22 protein-coding genes and 1 riboswitch are annotated in these 23,245 nt (G+C 71.5%); of the genes, 9 read left to right on the top strand and 13 right to left on the bottom strand.

Annotated elements, in window-relative coordinates; genetic code table 11:
* Nucleotides 1-28 precede the first annotated feature (28 nt).
* Complete coding sequence (gene nagB / locus ACZ46W_RS08260; RefSeq protein WP_468333282.1) at nt 29-814, top strand: glucosamine-6-phosphate deaminase; 786 nt, start codon at nt 29-31, stop codon at nt 812-814.
* A 73-nt stretch (nt 815-887) separates the two neighbouring features.
* On the opposite strand, the gene ACZ46W_RS08255 is transcribed toward nagB, so the two are convergent.
* The 4 genes from ACZ46W_RS08255 to ACZ46W_RS08240 form a co-directional block, all read right to left on the bottom strand.
* Nucleotides 888-2,405, bottom strand: a complete 1,518-nt coding sequence (locus tag ACZ46W_RS08255) for a glycoside hydrolase family 3 protein (RefSeq protein ID WP_468333279.1) — start codon at nt 2,403-2,405, stop codon at nt 888-890.
* Between the two features lie 8 nt (nt 2,406-2,413).
* Nucleotides 2,414-3,232, bottom strand: coding sequence for a carbohydrate ABC transporter permease (locus ACZ46W_RS08250; protein ID WP_468334705.1), 819 nt, complete (start codon nt 3,230-3,232; stop codon nt 2,414-2,416).
* Nucleotides 3,233-3,279: 47 nt separating this feature from the next.
* Entirely contained in the window at nt 3,280-4,317 is a 1,038-nt protein-coding gene (locus tag ACZ46W_RS08245; protein WP_468333276.1) for a carbohydrate ABC transporter permease, read from the bottom strand.
* Nucleotides 4,318-4,412: 95 nt separating this feature from the next.
* Nucleotides 4,413-5,699: an extracellular solute-binding protein gene (locus ACZ46W_RS08240; RefSeq protein WP_468333273.1), complete on the bottom strand. Its 1,287-nt coding sequence runs from the start codon at nt 5,697-5,699 to the stop codon at nt 4,413-4,415.
* 294 nt (nt 5,700-5,993) lie between these two features.
* On the opposite strand from ACZ46W_RS08240, the gene ACZ46W_RS08235 reads away from it, so the two are divergent.
* From ACZ46W_RS08235 to ACZ46W_RS08205, 7 genes are all read left to right on the top strand, one after another.
* A complete protein-coding gene (locus ACZ46W_RS08235; RefSeq protein ID WP_366127527.1) occupies nt 5,994-6,758 on the top strand; it encodes a GntR family transcriptional regulator in 765 nt (254 codons plus the stop codon).
* Between the two features lie 132 nt (nt 6,759-6,890).
* The gene (locus tag ACZ46W_RS08230) at nt 6,891-9,119 is read left to right on the top strand and encodes a carbon starvation CstA family protein (RefSeq protein ID WP_468333269.1); all 2,229 of its coding nucleotides are present in this window, start codon (nt 6,891-6,893) and stop codon (nt 9,117-9,119) included.
* 20 nt (nt 9,120-9,139) lie between these two features.
* Nucleotides 9,140-9,352: a YbdD/YjiX family protein gene (locus ACZ46W_RS08225; RefSeq protein WP_468333266.1), complete on the top strand. Its 213-nt coding sequence runs from the start codon at nt 9,140-9,142 to the stop codon at nt 9,350-9,352.
* Nucleotides 9,353-9,434: 82 nt separating this feature from the next.
* Nucleotides 9,435-9,938, top strand: a complete 504-nt coding sequence (locus tag ACZ46W_RS08220) for a GNAT family N-acetyltransferase (RefSeq protein ID WP_468333264.1) — start codon at nt 9,435-9,437, stop codon at nt 9,936-9,938.
* A 54-nt stretch (nt 9,939-9,992) separates the two neighbouring features.
* Nucleotides 9,993-10,115, top strand: a riboswitch (cobalamin riboswitch).
* A gap of 138 nt (nt 10,116-10,253) precedes the next feature.
* The gene (locus ACZ46W_RS08215; RefSeq protein WP_468333261.1) at nt 10,254-12,626 is read left to right on the top strand and encodes a ribonucleoside-diphosphate reductase subunit alpha; all 2,373 of its coding nucleotides are present in this window, start codon (nt 10,254-10,256) and stop codon (nt 12,624-12,626) included.
* Entirely contained in the window at nt 12,626-13,639 is a 1,014-nt protein-coding gene (locus ACZ46W_RS08210) for a ribonucleotide-diphosphate reductase subunit beta (RefSeq protein ID WP_468333258.1), read from the top strand. The genes ACZ46W_RS08215 and ACZ46W_RS08210 overlap by 1 nt, the downstream gene beginning before the upstream one ends.
* A 1-nt stretch (nt 13,640) precedes the next feature.
* Nucleotides 13,641-14,006: a ribosomal maturation YjgA family protein gene (locus ACZ46W_RS08205; protein WP_468333255.1), complete on the top strand. Its 366-nt coding sequence runs from the start codon at nt 13,641-13,643 to the stop codon at nt 14,004-14,006.
* A 4-nt stretch (nt 14,007-14,010) separates the two neighbouring features.
* Here the strand turns inward: ACZ46W_RS08205 and ACZ46W_RS08200 are convergent, their stop codons facing one another.
* The 9 genes from ACZ46W_RS08200 to ACZ46W_RS08160 form a co-directional block, all read right to left on the bottom strand.
* Entirely contained in the window at nt 14,011-14,748 is a 738-nt protein-coding gene (locus ACZ46W_RS08200; RefSeq protein WP_468333252.1) for a D-Ala-D-Ala carboxypeptidase family metallohydrolase, read from the bottom strand.
* 165 nt (nt 14,749-14,913) lie between these two features.
* On the bottom strand, nt 14,914-15,546 hold the full coding sequence (def, locus tag ACZ46W_RS08195; protein WP_468333249.1) for a peptide deformylase: 633 nt from the start codon (nt 15,544-15,546) through the stop codon (nt 14,914-14,916).
* Between the two features lie 99 nt (nt 15,547-15,645).
* Nucleotides 15,646-16,656 carry a tetratricopeptide repeat protein gene (locus ACZ46W_RS08190; RefSeq protein WP_468333246.1) on the bottom strand — a complete coding sequence of 337 codons (1,011 nt, stop codon included), beginning with the start codon at nt 16,654-16,656 and terminating at the stop codon, nt 15,646-15,648.
* Nucleotides 16,657-16,761: 105 nt separating this feature from the next.
* On the bottom strand, nt 16,762-18,000 hold the full coding sequence (locus ACZ46W_RS08185) for an HD-GYP domain-containing protein (RefSeq protein WP_468333243.1): 1,239 nt from the start codon (nt 17,998-18,000) through the stop codon (nt 16,762-16,764).
* 38 nt (nt 18,001-18,038) lie between these two features.
* Complete coding sequence (locus tag ACZ46W_RS08180; RefSeq protein WP_468333240.1) at nt 18,039-19,562, bottom strand: HD-GYP domain-containing protein; 1,524 nt, start codon at nt 19,560-19,562, stop codon at nt 18,039-18,041.
* Between the two features lie 203 nt (nt 19,563-19,765).
* Complete coding sequence (rsrA, locus tag ACZ46W_RS08175; RefSeq protein ID WP_366127538.1) at nt 19,766-20,065, bottom strand: mycothiol system anti-sigma-R factor; 300 nt, start codon at nt 20,063-20,065, stop codon at nt 19,766-19,768.
* On the bottom strand, nt 20,062-20,718 hold the full coding sequence (locus tag ACZ46W_RS08170) for a sigma-70 family RNA polymerase sigma factor (RefSeq protein WP_198944053.1): 657 nt from the start codon (nt 20,716-20,718) through the stop codon (nt 20,062-20,064). Before ACZ46W_RS08170 ends, rsrA begins: the two co-directional genes overlap by 4 nt.
* Before the next feature lie 269 nt (nt 20,719-20,987).
* Complete coding sequence (locus tag ACZ46W_RS08165) at nt 20,988-21,626, bottom strand: alpha/beta hydrolase family protein (RefSeq protein ID WP_468333236.1); 639 nt, start codon at nt 21,624-21,626, stop codon at nt 20,988-20,990.
* A gap of 25 nt (nt 21,627-21,651) precedes the next feature.
* Complete coding sequence (locus ACZ46W_RS08160; RefSeq protein ID WP_468333233.1) at nt 21,652-22,473, bottom strand: SOS response-associated peptidase; 822 nt, start codon at nt 22,471-22,473, stop codon at nt 21,652-21,654.
* 51 nt (nt 22,474-22,524) lie between these two features.
* Here ACZ46W_RS08160 and ACZ46W_RS08155 point away from each other — a divergent pair, with 51 nt between their 5' ends.
* A complete protein-coding gene (locus ACZ46W_RS08155; protein WP_468333230.1) occupies nt 22,525-23,217 on the top strand; it encodes a M50 family metallopeptidase in 693 nt (230 codons plus the stop codon).
* The last annotated feature ends 28 nt before the right edge of the window (nt 23,218-23,245 follow it).

Below are 23,245 nucleotides of genomic sequence, written 5' to 3'. Positions count from 1 at the left end.
ACGTCACTCCGAGATGGGCAGGCCCAGCGTGGAAGTTGTCATCGTCCAGGACGCCAAGGCAGGCGGAGAGCTCATCGCCGAGGGCATCGCCGCGCTGCTGCGCCGCAAGCCCGACGCGCTGCTCGGCGTGGCCACGGGCTCCACCCCGCTGCCGATCTATGAGGCGCTCACCGCGAAGGTCCGGGCGGGCGCCGTGGACGTCTCGCGCGCCCGGGTCGCCCAGCTCGACGAGTACGTCGGGCTGCCGGCCGGGCACCCCGAGTCGTACCGCTCCACCGTGCTGCGCCAGGTCGTCGAACCGCTCGGGCTGAGCCCCGACGCGTTCATGGGCCCCGACGGCTCCGCCGAGGACGTCCAGGCGGCGTGCGAGGCGTACGACAGGGCGCTGGCCGAGGCGGGCGGCGTGGACCTCCAGATACTCGGCATCGGCACCGACGGGCACATCGGCTTCAACGAGCCGTGCTCCTCGCTCGCCTCCCGCACCCGCATCAAGACGCTGACCGAGCAGACCCGTATCGACAACGCGCGCTTCTTCGACGGCGACATCGACCAGGTGCCGCACCACGTCATCACCCAGGGCATCGGCACCATCCTGGAGGCCCGCCACCTCGTCCTCCTCGCCACCGGCGAGGGCAAGGCCGAGGCGGTGGCCCAGACCGTGGAGGGCCCGGTCGCCGCCCTCGTACCCGCCTCCGCGCTCCAGCTCCACCCGCACGCGACGGTCGTCGTCGACGAGGCGGCGGCCTCCAAGCTGAAGCTCGCGGACTACTTCCGCCACACGTACGCCAACAAGCCGGAGTGGCAGGGCATCTGAGCGCCGCGCCGCACGCGCGTACGGGAAAGGGCCGGTACCCGAGTCGGGGTACCGGCCCTTCACGTGGGTCCGCTCACGCTCCCGCGACGACCTCCGCCGCCGCGAGGCCGCAGACCCGCGCCGCGCCGTGCGTCGCGATGTGCAGCGCCCCGCGCGGCGGGGCCTGGTTGACGCCCATCTCGACGACCACCGTGTCCGGGCGGGCCGCCAGCAGCGCGTCCAGGGCGCCCGCCATCCACGGGTGGCGGTGGACGTCCCGGACGACGGCGACGATCCGCCGCTCCCCCGCGTCCCGCAGCACCCGCTCCACGGCCGCGTCAGAGGCGTACGCCCCCGTCGTCGTCCCCGGCAGGAGCCGCGCCAGCTCGGGGCCGACGCCCCAGGGGGTCTCGTCGCCGACGGCGATGTTGGCGACCGGGGTGAAGGCGGCGACGTGGGCGGGGGCCGTGAACGGCTCGCGCGAGCCGGTGACGCGCAGTGCGCGCCGCGCGGCCACCAGGCCGATGTCGGTGCCGGGCGCGGTCCCCTCCTCTGAAGCCGCGCCCGGCTCCGTCTTGGCCCCCCTGGCCCGGTGCGCCTGGGTCCACGACGCCAGCGCGCGCACCCGCGCCGCCGCGTCGGCCAGCCGCTCCTCGGACAGTTCGCCGGTCCGTACCGCGTCGACCAGCGCGTCACGCAGGCGCAGTACGGTCTCCTCGTCGGCCAGGCCGCCGCCGACGCACAGGGCGTCGGCACCCGCGGCGATGGCGAGGACGGAGCCGCGCTCGATGCCGTACGTCGAGGCGATGGCCTGCATCTCCATGCCGTCGGTGACGATCAGGCCCTCGAAGCCCAGCTCCTGGCGGAGCAGACCGGTGAGGATCCGCGGGCTCAGGGTCGCCGGGCGGTCCGGGTCGAGCGCGGGAAGCAGGATATGCGCGCTCATCACCGATTTGGAACCCGCGGCGATGGCGGCGCGGAAAGGTACCAGCTCACGCGCGTGGAGTGTGTCGAGGTCCACATCGATGCGGGGCATCGCGTGGTGGGAGTCGACGTTGGTGTCGCCGTGGCCGGGGAAGTGCTTGGTGCACGCGGCGACTCCGGCGCCCTGGAGGCCCTCGACGTAGGCCACGGTGTGCCGCGCGACGAGCTCGGGGTCGGCGCCGAAGGACCGTACGCCGATGACCGGGTTGCCCGGGTCGGAGTTGACGTCGGCGGAGGGCGCCCAGTTGAAGTCGACGCCGCAGGCGGCGAGCCGGCGGCCGAGTTCGGCGGCCACGGCCCGGGTCAGGCCGGTGTCGTCGACCGCGCCGAGCGCGAGGTTGCCGGGGAAGGACGAGCCGGTGCGCACCTCCAGGCGGGTGACGTCGCCGCCCTCCTCGTCGATCGCGACCAGGACGTCGTCCCGCTCGGCCCGCAGCCGGGCGGTCAGCGCGGCCAGTTGCGCGGGCGTGGCGATGTTGCGCCCGAACAGGCCCACCGACATGAGCCCTTCGCCGATGCGGCGCAGCAGCCAGTCGGGCGCGGTGGTGCCGGTGAAGCCGGGCTGGAGGACGGCGAGGGCGTCCCGGGTGAGGGAGCCGGAGGAGGTGTCCCGTACGAGTGTCGTCATGAGGGGCGTTATCCCTTCACTGCGCCGGCGGTCATGCCGCCGACGGCCCGGCGCTGGAGGAAGAGGAAGACGATGAGGACGGGTAGCGCGAAGAGGGAGGAGGCGGCCATGGTGGCCCCCCAGTCGTTGCCGAAGGCCGTCTGGAACTGGGTCAGCCACAGGGGCAGGGTCTGCGCGGCCTTGTCCTTGTTGAGGATCAGGACCATCGCGAACTCGTTCCAGGCGGTGATGAACCCGAACAGCGAGGTGGACATCAGGCCGGGCGCGAGGAGCGGGAAGATCACCTTGCGGAAGGCCTGGCCCCGGGTGCAGCCGTCGATCTGGGCGGCCTCCTCCAGCTCCACCGGCACGGCGGCGATGAAGCCGCGCAGGGTCCAGATGGTGAAGGGGAGCACCATGACGAAGTAGATGGCGGTCAGCAGCGGGATGCTGTTCAGCATGTCGCCGTCGCGGGCGATCATGTACATCACGATGACCATGACCTCCCAGGGGGCCATCTGCGCCATCATCACGCCCAGCACCAGGCCCTTGCGGCCGCGGAACGTCATGCGGGCGATGGCGAAGCTCGCCGCCAGGGCGACGATCAGGGCGAGGAGCACGGCGCCGATCGTGACGGTGAGGCTGTTGCCGACGTACGTCCAGAACAGGTCGACGCCGGTGGCGGTCGGGTAGTTCTCGAACGTCGGCGTGAAGAGGAAGACCGGGTCCTTGGTGAGGATCTCGGACTGCGGCTTCAGCGAGGAGCTGAACATCCAGTAGACCGGGAAGACGAACAGCGCGGCCAGGACGAGCGCGGTGAGGTTCTTGGCGACGGTCGCGGGACGCAGCGGCTTCCTCCGGCGGAGGACCTGGGGGCTACGGGGGTGGGTGGTGCTCACTGCTCCTCCTCCTGCTTCAGGATCAGGCGGAAGTAGAAGGACATGGCCGCGATCAGCATCACGATGGTCAGGACGGAGATGGCGGCGGCGACGCCGTAGTGGAACTGCCCCTGGCCCTCGATGTAGGCGAAGACGGGCAGGGTCTCGGAGCCGCGGTCGGGGCCGCCGAGGTTCATGGCGTACACCTGCGCGAACGCCTTGAAGATCCAGATGATCTCCAGGAACGTGGTGATCAGGAAGAACGGCTTGAGGTTCGGGAAGACCACGGACCAGAAGGTGCGCCAGCCGTTCGCGCCGTCCATCTTGGCGGCCTCGTACAGCTCGGTGCCGACGGTGGTGAGGGCCGCGTACATGTTGAGCGCGACGAACGGGATCGAGCCCCACACCAGCAGGATCATGACGATCACGAGGGTGGACAAGCCCGTCTCGAACCAGTTGTGCTGCTCGTAGCCGGCGAAGCCGAGGGTGCGCAGCAGCCAGTTGACGACGCCGAACTGCTCGTCGAACAGCCACCGGAAGACGGTGACGGAGGCGACGATCGGCATGGCCCAGGCGAGCATCAGGGACAGCGACAGCAGCAGCCGCATCCTCTTGCCGAGCCGGTTGAGCAGCAGACCGATCAGGGTGCCCACGGTCATGATCAGGACGACGTTGGCGGCCGTGAAGACGACGCTGCGGACCACGACGGTCCAGAACTCCGAGTCACCCAGGAGCTGTGTGTAGTTCTCGACGCCGATCCACTCGGGCTCACGGGTGATCAGTTCCCTCCGGCCGACCTGCTGGAAGGAGAGGATCACATTGCGGACCAGCGGGTAGAGCAGCAGCACCGCCATGGAGAGGACGGCGGGGGCTATCAGCAGGTAGGGCAGTACCCCACGGGGCAGGGAGCGTCTGCCGCGAGGAGGCTGGAGGACTTGGTTCGGGCCGGACGGGGGTGGCGGGGTCTTCGACGTCCCTGCCGCCCTCCCGGGCGCGTCCTGAGGAGGCGCGTCCGAAGGAGCGGCGCTCACCGCTCCCTGGGAGTCCACGGTCATGGTCTTCTTCCTCGCGGTTCTGGGCTGACCGGGTCATGACCCGGTGGTGCGACCGGCGTGGGGATACCGGTCGCACCACCGGGCGGCTGTGGCGACTACTGCTGGTTGACGCGCTCGGTGATCACCTTGTCGGCCGCCTCGCCGGCCTTCTTGGCGTCCTCACCCTTGAGCACCTTGGTCATGTAGTCCTTGATCGGGTTCGGGGCGGTCTCGACGTTCGCCCAGCCCGGGGTCACCGGGGTGATCTTGCCGACGGACGCGGCCTTGGCCATCGCCTCGGCGAACGAACCGGCGGCGGGCTTGAACTGCGCCGCGTCGTTGTTCGGCAGCAGCGCGCCCTGGGTGGCCTCGGCGTACTTGGCCATGTGCTCCTTGCCGGCGGCCAGGGCCAGCCACTCCTTGGCCAGGTCCTTGTTCTGGGAGCGCTCGGACACCGCGAGGTTCGAGCCGCCGAAGAAGACGGAGCCGGGCTTGTCGGCGGTCTTGCCCGGGATCGGGAAGTAACCGAAGTCGGCGGTCTTGCCGGCCTTCTTCATCGCGTCGATCGCGCCGCCGGCCTCCCAGCCGAGGCCGATCCAGGACGCGACGCCGCCCTTGGGGACGATGTCGGTGGACTGCTGCGGGGTCGCCTCGTCCTTGTCCTTGGGAGCGGTCGAGTACGACTGGAGCTCCTTGTAGAAGTTCATGGCGGCCACGGCCTCGGGGGAGGACAGGTTGCCCTTCCACTTGTCGCCGTCCTTGACGGCGAGGTCGCCGCCCTCGTCCCACACGAAGCCGGCGTAGACGTACCAGCTCTGGCCGGGCAGGTAGATGGGCTGCGTCTTGGGGTCGGCCGCCTTGAGCTTCTTCAGGCCGTCGATCCACTCGGCGCGGGTCTTCGGCGGGGTCACACCGGCCTTCGTGAAGGCGGCCTTGTCATAGACGACGACGCGGTTGGCGGCGTACCAGGGGGCGGAGTAGAGCTTCCCGTCCAGCTCGTTGGAGGCGAGCATGCCCTTGTTCCAGCCGTCGGCGCCGAGCTTGGCCTTGTCCTCGGTCAGGTCGGCGAGGCCGCCGGTGGCCGCGTAGCCCGCCGTCTGGGTGTTGCCGAGCTCGATGACGTCCGGCGGGGCGTCCTCGGAGAGGGCCGTGGTGACCTTCTCCTGGATGCCGTTCCACTGCTGGATCTCGACCTTGACCTTGACGCCCTTGTGCTTGGCCTCGAACTCCTTGTTGACGTTCTTGATCCAGGCGTCCGGCGCCGAGCCGTCCATCACCCAGACGGTGAGCGTCTTGTTGCCGTCCGCGCCGGCGCCGCCCCCCTTGCCGTCCTCCGAGCCACACGCGGCAATGCCGACCATCATGCCCGCGACGCCTATCGCCGCGATGAGCTTGCGCTTCACGCCACCCTCCTCAGGGATGCCTGCAAACCCTGCCCCCACCGCGAAGCCATACCGGTGTACTGCCCGTGCTGCCCGTGGGACTGGGACCTGATCTTTAATGGTTTAGACCAGTAACCCGGAGCTTGGCCTAGACCTTTAGGGGTGTCAAGGGTGTATAAGAAGGGCAGTCGGGTCCGTTACCGGACCGACACCTGAGGGAGGGCGACGACCCGTGACCGGTCCGTGCCACCATGTGAGCCGCAATAGACGGAGGAGCCGGTGACGGCAACAGCACAGGAGTCGGGAAGGCGGGTCATGGCCACGGATGGGGGCGGCACCGAGACCGAGGGCGGGGCAGCCACCCGCACCGCGCGCGTGCCCAAGTACTACCGGCTCAAGCGGCACCTGCTGGACATGACGGAGACCATGCCCCCGGGTACGCCGGTACCGCCGGAGCGCACGCTCGCCGCCGAGTTCGACACGTCCCGCACGACCGTGCGCCAGGCGCTCCAGGAACTGGTCGTCGAGGGACGCCTGGAGCGCATCCAGGGCAAGGGCACGTTCGTCGCGAAGCCGAAGGTCTCGCAGGCGCTCCAGCTCACCTCGTACACCGAGGACATGCGCGCGCAGGGCCTGGAGCCCACCTCGCAGCTCCTCGACATCGGGTACGTGACGGCCGACGACACCCTCGCCGGGCTCCTCGACATCTCGCCCGGCGGGCGCGTGCTGCGCATCGAGCGGCTGCGGCTGGCGAGCGGTGAGCCGATGGCCATCGAGACGACGCACCTGTCCGCCAAGCGCTTCCCGGCACTGCGGCGTTCGCTGGTGAAGTACACGTCGCTGTACACGGCACTGGCGGAGGTGTACGACGTCCACCTCGCCGAGGCCGAGGAGACCATCGAGACCTCGCTGGCCACCCCCAGGGAGGCGGGCCTGCTCGGCACGGACGTGGGCCTGCCGATGCTGATGCTCTCCCGCCACTCGCTGGACGAGAACGGCGAACCGGTGGAGTGGGTCCGCTCGGTCTACCGGGGCGACCGGTACAAGTTCGTCGCGCGGCTGAAGCGGCCGAACGGCTGAGCCCCGGGGTGCCGGCGGGCGGCCGGGCCGCAAAGCGTTGCCGTACCGATATGCGGACGGGGGGTGACGCTGCGCGAAACCCTCCCCTAGATTTCCTGCGCATTACAGGTGATCAGTGAGGGGACGTGCACCATGCCAGAGCCGTCGGCACCACCCAACTCTTCAGGGACGGGCCTCACTCCGCGGTCGATCGTCCTCTGGTCGCTCGTGGCCCTCGCGGGGGCGGCCGGATGGGCCATGCTCGCGCTCTCCCGCGGTGAGGAGATCTCGGCCGCCTGGATGCTGGCGGCCGCGCTCGGCTCGTACGCCATCGCCTACCGCTTCTACTCCCGCTTCATCGCGAACCGGGTACTCAAGGTCGACAAGACCCGCGCCACGCCCGCCGAGCGGCTCGACAACGGTGTCGACTTCCACCCCACCGACCGCCGGGTCCTCTTCGGCCACCACTTCGCGGCGGTCGCCGGCGCCGGCCCGCTGGTGGGCCCGGTCCTCGCCGCGCAGATGGGCTACCTGCCGGGCACCATCTGGATCATCGTCGGCGTGATCTTCGCCGGTGCCGTCCAGGACATGGTGACGCTGTTCTTCTCCACCCGCCGGGACGGCCGTTCGCTCGGCCAGATGGCCCGTGACGAGATCGGCCCGTTCGGCGGAGCGGCCGCGCTGATCGCGGTGTTCGCCATCATGATCATCCTGCTGGCCGTGCTGGCGCTGGTCATCGTCAACGCCCTGGCGCACTCGCCGTGGGGCGTCTTCTCCATCGGCATGACCATCCCGATCGCCCTGTTCATGGGCGTCTACCTGCGGGTGCTGCGGCCCGGCCGGGTCACCGAGGTCTCCGTCATCGGCGTCGCGCTGCTGCTCCTGGCGATCGTCGCGGGCGGCTGGGTCGCCGAGTCGTCCCTCGCGGAGACCTTCACCCTGGAGCCGGGCACGCTGGTCATCTGGATGGTCGTGTACGGCTTCCTCGCCTCCGTCCTGCCGGTGTGGCTGCTGCTCGCCCCGCGCGACTACCTCTCGACCTTCATGAAGGTCGGCACGATCGCGCTGCTCGCCCTCGGCGTCTTCCTCGCCCTGCCGACGCTGAAGATGCCGGCCGTCACGGACTTCGCGAGCCGCGGCGACGGGCCCGTCTTCGCCGGTTCGATGTTCCCGTTCGTCTTCATCACCATCGCGTGCGGCGCCCTGTCCGGCTTCCACTCCCTGGTCTCCTCGGGCACCACCCCGAAGATGGTCCAGAAGGAGACCCAGATCCGGATGATCGGGTACGGGTCGATGCTCACCGAGTCCTTCGTCGCCGTCATGGCGATGATCGCGGCCTGCATCATCGACCCCGGTCTCTTCTTCGCCGTCAACTCCCCGGCGGGCGTGGTCGGCACGACCGTGCAGTCCGCCGCCGAAGCCGTGTCCAACTTCGGCTTCACCATCTCCCCCGACCAGCTCGCCAAGGCCGCGGCGGACGTCGAGGAGGCGTCGCTGCTGTCCCGGACCGGCGGCGCGCCGACCTTCGCGCTCGGCATGTCGGAGATCTTCTCCGCGGTGTTCGGCGGCGCCACCATGAAGGCGTTCTGGTACCACTTCGCCATCATGTTCGAGGCGCTGTTCATCCTGACGACGCTGGACGCCGGCACCCGCGTGGGCCGCTTCATGCTCCAGGACACGCTCGGCAACCTCTACAAGCCCTTCAAGCAGGTGAGCTGGAAGCCGGGCGTCTGGTTCGCCAGCGCGGTCGTGGTCGGCGGCTGGGGCTACTTCCTCTGGGTCGGCGTGCACGACCCGCTGGGCGGCATCAACCAGCTCTTCCCGCTGTTCGGCATCGCCAACCAGCTCCTGGCCGCCGTCGCGCTGGCCGTCTGCACGACGCTGCTCGTCAAGTCGGGCCGGCTGAAGTGGGCCTGGGTCACCGCCGTGCCGCTCGCCTGGGACGTGGCGGTCACGCTCACCGCGAGCTGGCAGAAGATCTTCTCGGCGGACCCGCGCGTGGGCTTCTTCGCCCAGCGGGACAAGTACCAGGCGGGCATCGACTCCGGCCAGGTGCTGCCGCCCGCGAAGTCGATGGACGACATGCACACCGTCGTCACCAACTCCACCGTGGACGGCGTCCTCTCCGCCCTGTTCGCCCTCCTCATCGTCGTGGTGATCGCCGACGCCGGGCGGGTCTGCTACAAGGCCATCACCAACCCGGCCGGCGTGAAGCTCTCCGAGGTCCCGTACACCCCCTCCAGGCTCGTCGCACCCGCCGGGCTCTTCCCCACGGCGGAGGAGAAGGCAGAGCTGGTGGCCGCCGGCCTCGGCCCCGAGGGCGGCATCCGCGAGGACGGCGGCAGCGGTGACGAGGTGCCGGCCGGGACCGGCTCCCGGTGAGGACCGCGGTGAGGCCCCCCGTGACCGCACGGCCGGACGGCCGGCTGCGACGCGCCGTCAGGTGGGTGCGCTGGTACGTCCGCGAGGTCTCCGGCGAGGGCGCGTACGACGCGTACGTCGCCCACGCCCGGCGCTGCGACCCGAGCGCCGAGGTGATGACCCGGCGCGAGTTCGAGCGCAGGCGCACCGACGCGCGGGAGGCGGACCCCCGCGACGGGTTCCGCTGCTGCTGAGCGGGTGACCGCACGACGGGCCGCCGTGTTTCCGGAGACGGAAATGCGGCGGCCCGTCGCCGTACCCCTCCACACTCGGACCATGGACATCACCATCAGGGCGGTACGGCCCGAGGAACACGGGACGCTCGCCGACATCACGGCCCAGGCGTACCTCGGGGACGGGCTCCTGGCCTTCGGGGAGAGCGACGAGTACCTGATCGCGCTGCGGGACGTGGCCCGGCGGGCCGCCGGCGCGGAGGTGCTCGTGGCCGTGGAGCGGGACGAACGGGTGCTGGGCGGGGTGACGTTCGTCGCGCGGGGCGGCGGTCCGTGGGCGGGCCTGGCCCGCGACGGGGAGGCCGAGCTGCGGATGCTCGCGGTGGCCCGGGAGGCGCGGCGGCGGGGCGCGGGTGAGGCGCTCGTCCGGGCGTGCGTGGAGCGGGCGCGGGCGGTGGAGGGGTGCGCGCGGCTGGTGCTGTCCACGCAGGCGTCCATGCGGGCGGCGCACCGGATCTACGAGCGGCTGGGGTTCGTCCGGACCCCCGAGAGGGACGTGCGGCCCGTCCCGGGCGTGACGCTCCCCACGTACGCGCTGGCCCTCTGAGGCTCTGACCGACACAACATGTGGGGGGTGCCTCAACTCGCGCCCCCCACATGTATGCTCGTCCTCGCTGTCGCCGCAGGGGAATCCGGTGGAAATCCGGAACTGTCCCGCAACGGTGTGTTGGTGTGCCTTTGTGTACGTACGAGTCCGAAGACCTGCCGACAGCGCGCCCGGACCGTCCGGCCCGGGTGCCCAGACGTCCGGGCCTCGCGGAATGGGCCGGTGGACGCGGTGCCCCGCACCCTGTGCCCGGGTGTGCCCGCTCCCCTGCCCGCGTCCGCGGTGGCCCCGAGCCGAGCGAGGGAGAGCCCCCACGTGACCATCGCGCCAGCCGATCCGGCTTCAGCAGTCGCAGTCACGGACACGACGGAGACGGACGGACCCGGGACCGTACTGCTGCGGACCCTGACCGACCTGACCGCCGATCTGCCCGACACCGACCCGGGCCGGGTCGCCGCCGCCGCGCTGCGGGGCCGGCACGCCGGTTCGGACGAGGCGGAGCTGCGCGAGCTCGCCACCGAGGCGGCCGCCGGGCTGATCTCCGAGGACCCCGCGTACTCCCGGCTCGCGGCGCGGTTGCTGACCGTGACGATCACCAAGGAGGCGGCCGGTCAGGGGGCGGTGTCGTTCTCGGCGTCGGTGGCCGTGGGGCACCGGGAGGGTCTGATCGCCGACCGTACGGCCGCGTTCGTGACGGCCCACGCCGACCGGATGGACGCGCTGATCGACCCGGCCGCCGACGACCGGTTCGGCTACTTCGGGCTGCGGACGCTGTACTCGCGCTACCTGCTCCGGCACCCGATCACGCGCAAGGTGATCGAGACGCCGCAGCACTTCATGCTGCGGGTGGCGGCGGGGCTGGCCGAGGACGATTCGGTCCGCGCCCTGGACGAGGTGGCGTCCCTGTACGGGCTGATGAGCCGGCTGGACTACCTGCCCTCCTCCCCCACGCTGTTCAACTCCGGTACGCGCCACCCGCAGATGTCCTCGTGCTACCTGCTGGACTCGCCGCTGGACGAGCTCGACTCCATCTACGACCGCTACCACCAGGTGGCGCGGCTGTCGAAGCACGCGGGCGGCATCGGTCTGTCGTACTCCCGCATCCGGGCGCGCGGTTCGCTGATCCGCGGCACCAACGGGCACTCCAACGGCATCGTGCCGTTCCTGAAGACGCTGGACGCCTCGGTCGCGGCCGTGAACCAGGGCGGGCGGCGCAAGGGTGCGGCGGCCGTGTACCTGGAGACCTGGCACGCGGACATCGAGGAGTTCCTGGAGCTGCGCGACAACACGGGTGAGGAGGCGCGGCGCACGCACAACCTGAACCTGGCGCACTGGATCCCGGACGAGTTCATGCGCCGGGTCAACGCCGACGCCGAGTGGTCGCTGTTCTCGCCCGTCGACGTGCCGGAGCTGGTCGACCTGTGGGGCGACGAGTTCGACGCCGCCTACCGCGCCGCCGAGGCCAAGGGGCTGGCCCGCAAGACCATGCCGGCCCGTGACCTGTACGGCCGGATGATGCGCACCCTGGCGCAGACCGGCAACGGCTGGATGACGTTCAAGGACGCCTCGAACCGTACGGCCAACCAGACCGCCGAGCCGGGCCACACGGTCCACTCGTCCAACCTGTGCACCGAGATCCTGGAGGTCACGGACGACGGCGAGACGGCCGTGTGCAACCTGGGCTCGGTCAACCTGGGCGCGTTCGTGTCCGGCGGGGACATCGACTGGGAGCGGCTCGACGCGACCGTCCGTACGGCCGTCACGTTCCTGGACCGGGTCGTCGACATCAACTTCTACCCGACCGAGCAGGCCGGGCGGTCCAACGCCAAGTGGCGGCCGGTGGGCCTCGGCGCCATGGGCCTCCAGGACGTCTTCTTCAAGCTGCGACTGCCGTTCGACTCCCCCGAGGCGCGTGCCCTGTCGACCCGCATCGCCGAGCGGATCATGCTCGCCGCGTACGAGGCGTCGGCCGACCTCGCCGAACGCAACGGCCCGCTGCCCGCCTGGGAGAAGACCCGCACGGCGCGCGGGGTGCTGCACCCCGACCACTACGACGTGGAGCTGACCTGGCCGGAGCGGTGGGAGGCGCTGCGCGCCCGTATCGCCGAGGTCGGCATGCGCAACTCGCTGCTCCTCGCCATCGCGCCGACCGCGACGATCGCCTCGATCGCGGGCGTGTACGAGTGCGTCGAGCCGCAGGTGTCCAACCTGTTCAAGCGCGAGACGCTGTCGGGCGAGTTCCTCCAGGTCAACTCCTACCTGGTGGAGGAGCTGAAGCGGCTCGGCGTGTGGGACGCGCAGACCCGTGAGGCGCTGCGCGAGTCCAGCGGCTCGGTGCAGGGCTTCACCTGGATCCCGGCCGAGGTGCGCGAGCTGTACCGGACGGCGTGGGAGATCCCGCAGCGCGGCCTGATCGACATGGCGGCGGCGCGTACGCCGTTCCTGGACCAGTCGCAGTCGCTGAACCTGTTCATGGAGACGCCGACGATCGGCAAGCTGTCGTCGATGTACGCGTACGCCTGGAAGCAGGGCCTGAAGACGACGTACTACCTCCGTTCGCGCCCGGCGACCCGGATCGCCCGTGCCGCGTCCGCGGCTCCCGCCGTCCCCGTACCCGCGCAGGTGACTCCGGAAGACGCCGTCGCCTGCTCCCTGGAAAACCCCGAGTCCTGCGAGGCCTGCCAGTAATGACCGTGGAGAACAAGAACCTGCTCGACCCGGGCTTCGAGCTCACCCTGCGCCCGATGCGCTACCCGGACTTCTACGAGCGCTACCGGGACGCCATCAAGAACACCTGGACCGTGGAGGAGGTCGACCTCCACTCCGACGTCACCGACCTCGCCAAGCTGACGCCCGGCGAGCAGCACCTGATCGGCCGGCTGGTGGCGTTCTTCGCGACGGGCGACTCGATCGTGGCGAACAACCTGGTGCTGACGCTCTACAAGCACATCAACTCCCCCGAGGCGCGGCTGTACCTGTCGCGGCAGTTGTTCGAGGAGGCCGTGCACGTCCAGTTCTACCTGACGCTGCTGGACACCTACCTCCCCGACCCGGAGGACCGCGCGGCCGCGTTCGCCGCCGTCGAGAACATCCCCTCCATCCGCGAGAAGGCGCAGTTCTGCTTCCGGTGGATGGACTCGGTCGAGAAGATCGACCGGCTGGAGACGAAGGCCGACCGCCGCCGCTTCCTGCTGAACCTGATCTGCTTCGCCGCCTGCATCGAGGGCCTGTTCTTCTACGGGGCCTTCGCGTACGTGTACTGGTTCCGCTCGCGCGGTCTGCTGCACGGCCTGGCGACCGGCACCAACTGGGTGTTCCGCGACGAGACGATGCACATGAACTTCGCGTTCGAGGTCGTCGACACCGTCCGCAAGGAGGAGCCGGACCTCTTCGACGACGAGCTCCAGCAGCAGGTCACCGACATGCTGAAGGAGGCCGTGGCGGCGGAGCTCCAGTTCGGCCGCGACCTGTGCGGTGACGGCCTGCCGGGCATGAACACCGAGTCGATGCGCCAGTACCTGGAGTGCGTCGCCGACCAGCGCCTGACACGCCTGGGCTTCGCCCCGGTGTACGGCTCGGAGAACCCGTTCTCGTTCATGGAGCTCCAGGGCGTGCAGGAGCTGACGAACTTCTTCGAGCGCCGCGTCTCCGCCTACCAGGTGGCGGTGGAGGGTTCCGTCGACCTGGACGAGGACTTCTGACGTGGTGCGGGCGCGGCTCGCGGCCTGTGCCGCCGCCGCGCTGACCGTCGCCGCGGGCCTGGGTGTCAGGTCCGCGGCGACGGGCGCGTGGGCCACGTACGCGGGGGACGCGCTGTACACGGTGCTGGTCGTGGCGCTGGTGGTGGCGGCCGCGCCGCGGCTCCGGCCGGTGGTGGCGGCCGGGGTCGGCTTGGCTTTCTCGTGCGCGGTGGAGCTGTTCCAGTTGACGGGCGTCCCGGCCGCGCTGGCCGCTCACAGCAGGCTCGCGCCGCTGGTCCTCGGCACCTCGTTCCACGGCCCGGACCTGCTCTGGTACGCGGTCGGCGCGGGCGCCGCGTGGGCGGTGCTCGCCCGCCGGGCGGCCTGACCGGTCAGATGCCGCACTGGGAGGCGGACCAGTAGCGGCTCGCGCGGTGGTCGACGTGGGTGTGGTCGCCGTGGCCGGGGTAGCCGGGGCCGAGGATGCCGTTGAAGCCGTGGTTGCGGGCCTGCTGGGCCAGTTTGCACAGGGAGTGCGGGCCCGCGCCCAGGTCTGCGGCGTCCCCGTACAGGTGGCGGCTGCCGGACGCCCCGCCGACGGCCTCGTTGCAGGCGTACGACCGGAAACCGCTGGTCACGGTGATGGGCTGGTCGCCGAGCGCGTGGCGCATGGCCTCCAGCTTCCACATGGTGCGCAGTGCGTTGGCCTTGGCGGTGGTGGCATCCACCGCCCCGCCCGCCCAGGTGGTGTTGCAGTCGTTGAGCTCGCCGTAGCCGAAGTGCACGGGCGTGCAGTCGTCGTCCTGGAGGGCGTAGAGCTTGCTGAAGGTGGCGGACCCGGCGATGCCGTCCGCCGTGAGGCCGTACGCGGCCTGGAAGCGCTTGACCGCCGCCGTGGTCGCCGGGCCGTAGTCGCCGTCGATGGCGAGGACGCCGCCGTAGCCGGGGTAGCCGGCGACCCGGATCTGGAGCTGGGTGACGTCGGCGCCGGACGCGCCCTGGGAGAGGGTGCGCGACCAGGTGTAGCAGCCGTCGGCGTGGGCGGTGCCGGCGGTGGCGACCACACCGGTCACCGTTGCAGACATGAGCATGACAATCGACAGCAGGAGTCGTGCGGTACGTCCGAGCATCGAGCCTCCATGTCCGAAAGGAACCCCGCCCACGAGACTGACCGGCGGGTTGACGCGCGTCAACAGGGCTTGGACACCCGTCATTTGTCGGCCCATTGGCGGCAACTGGCGGCAACACCAAGGCCCCGTCCCGGTCACCGGAACGGGGCCCGCCCACACGGGGCGTCAGTCGTTCGGGACGACCGGGTAGCGAGGGGTCTTCTCGGCCATCTGCTTCAGCGCGTCCTTGCGGTCCCGCTTCGAGAGCCGGTCGATGTACAGGTACCCGTACAGGTGGTCCGTCTCGTGCTGGAGGCAGCGGGCGAAGTATCCCGTCCCGCGCACCCTGATGGGGTTGCCCTGCACGTCCTGGCCGCGCACCACCGCGTAGTCCGGCCGGGCCAGCGAGGCGTACGCGCCCGGCACCGACAGGCACCCCTCATTGGAGTCGTCCAGGACGCGCCCCTCCACCGGCAGCTCCTCCAGCACCGGGTTGCAGACCACGCCCACGTGCCGGACGCCCTCGTCGTCCATGCAGTCGTAGACGAAGACCTTCAGGTCGACGCCGATCTGGTTGGCGGCCAGGCCCACGCCCTCCGCCGTCCGCTGGCTGGCGAACATGTCGTCCACGAGCCGCGCCAGCTCGTCGTCGAACTCGGTGACGTCCTTGCACTCCTTGTGCAGCACCGGATTGCCGACCACCGTGATCGGGCGGGACGTACCGCGCTCGCGGTACGCGCGCTCGCGCTCCTCGCAGTCCTCCGTGTCGACGATGAAGCCCTCGTCGTCGACCTGCTGAGCCGTCTCCTGCTGCGCCATGTCCGCTTCTGCGCCTTCCCTCGGTACCCGATGCCGTGCCGTGCCCGTGCGGCACGCCGCGTTGTGCCCGTACAGCCTACGGGCCGCCGGTGACAGGGGTCAGCAGACCTCTTCGAGATCCCGCCACTCACGGCTGTCCGGGCTGTCCGCGACCCAGCCGTCCAGCAGCCCCCGCACCAGCCCGGCGGGCGCCGCGATGCCGCACTCGCGCTCCGGCACCCACAGCTCGCCCGGCGACCGGTGGCCCAGCGGCCCCGGGTGCCCCGGCTCGCTGTGGTCGTGCGGGTCCAGGTGCTCGCCCTCGCCCTCGGCGCTGGGCATCCGCGACTCGGAGCAGGCCCGGCACAGCAGCCGCACCGACGACGACCAGTCCTCGGCGGCGAACCCGGCGTCGGCCGCCAGCCGCTCCAGGGCGTCCCGGTCGTCCTCGGTGGCCGCCTCCAGGAGCACCACCCAGGTCGGCACCGGTGACGGCGCCCACAGTTCGATCTCGTCGAACACCGGGAAGCTGTGCCCCGCCGACGTGGTCCGCTCGCCGTTGGGGACCCCGTCGTGCAGCACGACCTCGCCCCAGCGCCGCCCCGAGGACGGCAGCGGGATGGAGAGCACCTCCATCCGGGCCGGGTCGAGCCTGCGGCCCCACACCACCTCGGCCTCGCCCTCCGGCGACAGCCGCACGGCGGCGCTGCCCAGCTCCATCCCGGTCGGCTCCCCGCCGGCCGCGGCGGCTCCCCCGTGGCCTCCGGCACGGGAGGGGCCCCCAGGCACCTTCAGCCCGTACGCCTGCCAGGCACGGCGGGCCAGCGGCCAGTCCTGGAGCGCGGTGGCGGCGATCCCGACGTTCCACCAGTCGGGCGCCCCGGTCTCCTTGTCGAGCAGGGCCACGGCCCGCAGCCCCGCGGTACGCGCCTGCTCCCAGTCGTGCCGGAACTTGTGCAGCAGCGCCAGGTTGAACCAGGACTCCGAGAGCCAGGGCTCCAGATCCGCCGCACGCGTCAGCAGCGCGCCCGCGTCCTCGTACCGCCCGTCCCCGATCAGCGTGAACGCGCGGTCGGTGGCCTGCCGCCACGAGGCGGAGGGCCGATGCCGTACCTTCCCGAAGATCCTCACGATTCCCGCCTGCCGGTCTGCCGGTCGCTGAAGGTCTCTGCCCCCGGACACCCTCTTGTTCGCATCCAACCATGCCGGGTCGCACGCCCGCTCATTACCCATGGGTTACCCAGGGGCCGGGCCCGTGACGCCGCCGCGGGCGAGGACTCTGGCGAGTGACTCCACCACTTTCGGGTGATAGTCCCGCGCGGTGCCCAGCCGGAGCCGCTCCAGCGCGCACAGCGCCCCGTCCGCGTGCTCCCCGCCTTCCCGCGACAGCTCGTCGTACGCGTTCACCGCACGGACGATGCGCGCCGGCAGCGGCTGCTCGCGGTACGGGTCGGCCTGCCGCTCCACGACGACCGCGACGGCCGCCGGGACGCCGGTCTGGCGCACCACGGCGCCGCCGAGCAGCGCGATACGGCGCTGTTCGGCCTCCGGAAGGCGGGCCGTGGCGCCTCCCGGTACGGGATCGACCAGGGAGAGCTGTCCGATGTCGTGCATCAGTGCGGCGTACTCCAGAACGGTCAGATCGGGCCCCGACAGTCCCAGCTCGCGCCCGACGGCGCGGCTGAGCGCCGCCACCCGGTGGGCGTGTCCGGGGGAGGTGTAACCGGCGATCTCGGTGGCACGCGCGAGGGAGGCGATGGTCTGGCGGTACGTGTCGCGGACGGCGGCGTACCGGCGGAAGGACAACTGGGTGAGCAGCAGCGGTACGCAGAAGACGGGCAGCGCCCACAGGCCCGCGACGGCCACGGCCAGGGCGATCACGGCTCCGGTGGCGCACACGGCGGAGCCGATGCCCAGCAGGGCGCGCAGCTCGTCGCAAAGGAGCGGGCCGTAGGGGTGGCCGGTGCGGGCGCGCAGCAGCAGGGCGGCGAGGACCGCGTCGCACAGGGCGGTCAGGACGAGGAGGACCAGCAGGAACAGCGCGTAATAGTGCCCCCGTCCAACCGCCCGCAATAGTTCGCCCGAGTTGTACAGGGGCTGGAAGCAGACGGCGGCGAAGGCGACCGTGAGCACCCGGCGGGCCACGTGGTCCAACGCGGGCCCCTGCCCCCGGGCGACCCGCGGTACGGCGCCGATCAGGGCGCCCGCGACGACGACGGCGACGATCTGGGCGACGCCGTGGGTGGTGGGCCGCCCGGCGGACTCGCCGAGCAGGGCGTACGCCAGGGCTCCGGCCGCCGCGAGGGGCGCGGGCTCCCTCTCCCGGGGCCGGGCACCCCACCGGGCGAGCTCACCGACGGTGATCAGCAACCCGAAGGCCAGCGCGGTGCCCGGCTCGGCGACCCCGTGCCACAGGGTCCACCCGAGCCCGGCCGCCGCGACGGTGACGGCGGCGGTCCGGAGCAGTACGGCCACGACGCCCGGCGGGCCGGGGGCCGCGGGTTGTCGCGTCCTCACCGGGCGCCGCCCGGAGCCGGGCCGGAGCCGGAACCGGAACCGTAGCCGGGACCGTGACCGTAGCCGGTGGCCGGGCGCCGTCCCGCCGGGACGTTTCCGCGTGGGCGGGGCGGGCTCCCGGGGCGCGTTCCCGCACCGGCCGGTCCCGCGCCCGCACCGGCACCGGCACCGGCACCCGCGCCGGCCGGTCCCGCGCCCGCTCCGGGAGCCGTTGTGCCGACGGGGGCCTCGTCGGCCGTGACCGGCGTGCCCCAGCCGTGCCGGTCCAGCGCCCGCACCAGCGCCCGGACCATCCGGGGGTCGAACTGCCGCCCCGCGCACCGCTCCAGCTCGGCCACCGCCGTCGCGACGGGCCTGGCCCGCCGGTAGGAGCGGGTCGACGTCATCGCGTCGAAGGCGTCCGCGACGGCGACCACCCGCGCCGCCTCCGGAATCCGGTCGCCGCTCAGGCCGTAGGGATAACCGCTGCCGTCCATCCGCTCGTGGTGGTGGAGGATCGCCGCGCGTGCCTCGCCCAGGAACCCGATGCCGCGCACGATCTCGTCCCCGTACTCCGGATGCAGCTCGATCACCCGCCGCTCCTCCGGGGTCAGCGGCCCGTCCTTGCGCAGCACCCGCGTGGGGACGCCGAGCTTGCCGACGTCGTGCAGGATCCCGGCGAACCGGATCACGTCCAGCCGCGACTCGTCCATGCCCAGTTCGCGGGCGATGAGCACCGAGGCGTGCCCGACCCGTTCGCTGTGGCCCCGGGTGTAGGCGTCCTTGATGTCGACGGCCTGCACGAGCGCCCGGATCGTGGCCTGGTGGGCGGCGCGCTCCCGGTGGTACTGGGCGTACATCCAGCAGGAGATGTACATGGGCAGCATGACGAACAGCGCGGCCGGCCAGCCGTACGGGCTGCGCCACAGCACCGCCATCATCAGCCCGGCGAGCCCGTGCAGGGCGTGCGGGGCGAGCGAGCGGGGCAGCAGGCCGCGCCAGGCGGCGGGCAGCGGGACCCGTTCGGCGGTGGCCAGGATGCCGCCGTCGAGGGCGGTGACCACCAGGCAGAAGGCGAGCGCGGCGGCGCCGGCGGGCAGCAGGACGCGCGGGAAGTCGGCGGCGGCGACGCCGGCGGGCCCGCCGAGGAGCACCGCCGTGTGCGCGGCCGCCCAGGTGGCGAGGGCGAGCTGCGCGGCACGCCAGACCCGGCGCGGCAGGGCGGGCCGCTGCTCGACGTGGGAGACCAGCGCGCCCGGCACGGCGGCGAGGGCGGCCGCGGCGGGCGGCAGCAGCAGGGCGGCCGCGAGCAGCACGGGAAAGAACGATCCGGCACCCACCGGAACGGACTCCGCGCCGAGCATCCTGCCCAGGAGCGGGCAGCGGGCGGGCCACTCGCACAGGGCGTAGAGCGCGGCGAGCAGGAGCAGTGCGCGCCAGGGGGTCGAGGCGTCGGGGGCGAGCGCCGGGAGCGCGCACGCCACGGCGCACGACACGGCTCCGGCGATGTACGCGCGCGCCGCTGCCGGAATCTCCACCACCGTCTCCCCGCCGTCCGTAGGTCTCTTTGTCGGCTTGGTCTCTTGTCGGCCAAGTGGACCGTCAGGCTAACGAGTTGGCCGCGGGGTGGCGGCTGGACAAAGCCGATTAGCACCTTCGGGTGACGTGAGGCATACGGCACGGGAAACGGAGAAGGGGCGCGCCGCGAACGAACGCGGCGCACCCCTTTCTGTTCCGGGAACTGCTACTCCTGGGTGGCTGCCGTCACGTCGTGGTCCGGCACGGTCTCACCCGACCGGATCAGCTCGATCCGGCCCATGACCTTGGCCCGCAGGTCCGCCGGCACGTCGTCGTGTCCGCAGCACCGCTTGACCAGCTTCTTCACGGCCTGTTCCAGCCCGTACTTCTCCAGGCACGGGGAGCACTCCTCGAAGTGCACCTCGAACTTGGTGCAGTCACTGTCGGGCATCTCGCGGTCGAGGAACTCGTAGAGGTGGTCCAGGACCTCCGAGCAGTCCGTCTCGTGCGGCTCTCCGCAGCTCATGAGCCCGAGCCTTTCCCGTTGTTCGACGACTCTCCGGCGCCCGCGGGGACCAGCCCGCGTTCGCGGGCGTAGTCCTCGAGCATGCCGCGCAGTTGGCGGCGCCCACGATGCAGTCGGGACATCACCGTACCGATGGGTGTACCCATGATGTCCGCGATCTCCTTGTACGCAAAGCCCTCGACATCGGCCAGATAGACGGCGATGCGGAACTCCTCGGGGATCGCCTGGAGGGCTTCCTTCACGTCGGAGTCGGGCAGGTGGTCCAGCGCCTGGGACTCGGCCGACCGCAGACCGGTGGACATGTGCGACTCCGCGCGGGCGAGCTGCCAGTCCTCGATCTCCTCGGCGGCGCTGCGCTGGGGCTCGCGCTGCTTCTTGCGGTACGAGTTGATGAAGGTGTTCGTGAGGATGCGGTACAGCCACGCCTTGAGGTTGGTGCCCTCACGGAACTGGTGGAAGGACCCGTACGCCTTCGCGTACGTCTCCTGCACCAGGTCCTCGGCGTCGGCGGGGTTGCGCGTCATGCGCAGCGCCGCCGAGTACATCTGGTCGAGGTACTCCAGGGCGTCCCGCTCGAAGCGCGCGTTACGCTCGGCCGTGGTCTCCTCGTGGCCGTCGTCGGTCCCTGTGTCGGTCCCAGTGACCGGACCCACCTCCTCCAGCGCTGCGGCGGCGAGACCGAGTGCGGACCCGCTCGAATCGGAGAATAGTCGACCTTCCGGGGACAGGTCCTTCCGATTCTTCCCACCCGGTGTGCGGCCCGTCAGACCAGGGGCGGTCGTGGCCGCCGGCAGCACGGTCCAGTCCAGCTCGGTGGCGGACTGCGACCGGCTCGGGCAGATGGTCGAACCCATGCGACGGACTCCCTCTCCTGGCTGTTCTCTCTCACCGACGCTCGTCACAACACCGGGTGGGCCCTCCGTCATTCCCGCACGGCGCGCACCCATTTCCCGACCGCGTCGGTGATCACCTTCAGGGCCTCGTCCTGGGTGAGGGGCGCCCGCTTGGGCACGGCGAATCCATGATCGCCGTAGGGCACCTCGACCAGCTCGTGCTCCCCGGCCGGGAACTCCTCCGGCCTGCCGAACGGATCGTTGCCGCCCTGGACGACGAGCGTGGGCACTCCGGCGCCGAGCAGCTCGTCCGCCCGGGAGCTCTCCGGCTTGCCGGGCGGGTGGAGCGGGAAGGACAGCGCGAGCACGGCGTGGGCGCCCAGCTCACGCGCGGTACGGCAGGCCACGCGGGCGCCGGCGCTGCGCCCGCCCGCCACCACGGGCACACCGGGTGCGCGCAGCGCCGGCCACAGGTCGCGCCAGCCCTCGTCGAGCCGCCCCGGCGCGGGGGCCAGCTTCTTGCCGGCGACCCGCCAGGGCTGCTCGACGAGCGCGACGGTCACCCCGGCGGCGGGCAGGCTGGCGGCGAGCGCCTGGAGGTCGCGGGCCTCGATGCCCCCTCCGGCGCCGTGGCTCAGGGCGACGACGAGACGGGCGGCGCCCTCGGCCTCGTACCAACGGATCCGGGCGTCCCCGACGCCGGTCGGAACGGTTTCGGTGGTGGTCACCCGGCCATCCTGCCGTGTGCCGGGCTCAGAACAGGGTTGCCTCCTCGGGGGCGGGGATTTCCGCCGGCAGCTCGGGTCCGTTGTTGCGGACGTTGCTGACGGCGGTGGTGACGGGGTGGGCCCGCATCAGGCCGGCGGGCGGCGGGGTGAGCAGGGAGCGCACCTCGTCCGGGTCCGTGCGGGCCGGGTCCAGCCAGGCGTCCCACCGGTCGGGGGTCAGCATCAGCGGCATGCGCGGGTGGATGTCGGCCAGCGAGCGCGGGCCCTCCGCCGGGGCCACGCCCAGGGGGTCGGTGTCGGCCTCGGTGGTGATCACCGAGCAGGTGGCCCACCAGGCCCGCGGGTGGTCGGGCGCCAGGGTGGGGTCGCGCCAGAACTCGTACAGCCCGGCCATGGCGAAGACCGATCCGTCGGCGGGCGTGACGAAATAGGGCTGCTTGCGGGGGCGCTTCTTCTTGCCCTGCTCTTCCAACTGCCGCTCGTCGGTGCCGGTGACCCACTCGTAATAGCCGTCGGCGGGCAGGATGCACCGGCGCGTGGCGAACGCCCGCCGGAAGGAGGGCTTCTCGTGGACGGTCTCGGCGCGGGCGTTGATCATCCGCGCGGCGCCCTCCGGAGACTTCGACCAGGACGGCACGAGGCCCCACTTCAGGACGCGGAGCTGCCGAACCGGACGGCGGTGATCCGCGTCCTTGTCCTTGAGAGGGCGTTCGAGGACCGCGTACACCTCTTTGGTCGGGGCCACGTTCCAGTCGGGGGCCAGGGCCTCCTCCGGCTCCCATTTCTCTATCTGGAAGAGTCCGGTCAGATCCTCGGGATGACGACTCGCCGAATAACGTCCGCACATACTCGCCAACACTGCCACGTGCCACTGACACCATGAGGAGCCGTCCGAGAAATGGCCAGCACCGACATCCTCGGTACCCAGCCCGCCCCGGACCTGTGGCTCGTCGTCGTCACCGCCGTGGCGGCCCTCGCCGTGACCGCCCCGCACGGGGTGTGGCGGCTCTCGCGCAACGCCATCACCATCGCCCACGAGGGCGGCCACGGGCTGATCGCCCTGCTCACCGGGCGGCGCCTGGACGGCATCCGGCTCCACTCGGACACCAGCGGCCTGACCGTCAGCCGTGGCAAACCCACCGGCCTCGGCATGATCCTGACCGCGGCCGCCGGTTACACCGCGCCGTCCCTGCTCGGCCTGGGCGGCGCCTGGCTGCTCGCCGCGCACCGGATCACCCTGCTGCTGTGGATCGCCACGGCGCTGCTGCTGGCCATGCTGGTGATGATCCGCAACGCCTACGGGGCGCTCACCGTCGTCCTGGCGGGGGCCGCGTTCCTGCTGGTGTCGTGGCTGACGGAACCGGACGTCCAGTCGGCGTTCGCGTACAGCGCGGTGTGGTTCCTGCTGCTGGGCGGGGTGCGTCCGGTCTTCGAGCTCCAGGCCAAGCGGCGGCACGGGGGTGCCCCGGACTCGGACGCCGACCAGCTCTCGCGGCTCACGCACGTCCCGGCGGCGCTGTGGCTGTTCCTCTTCCACGCCGTCTCGCTCTGCTCCCTGATCGGCGGCGGTCGCTGGCTGCTCGGCCTGTGACACCAGGGGGCGGCGCCGAGCGCCCGTA

Source organism: Streptomyces sp. NPDC031064 (genome assembly GCF_055570965.1).
This window is presented reverse-complemented; position numbering and strand designations above follow the sequence as displayed.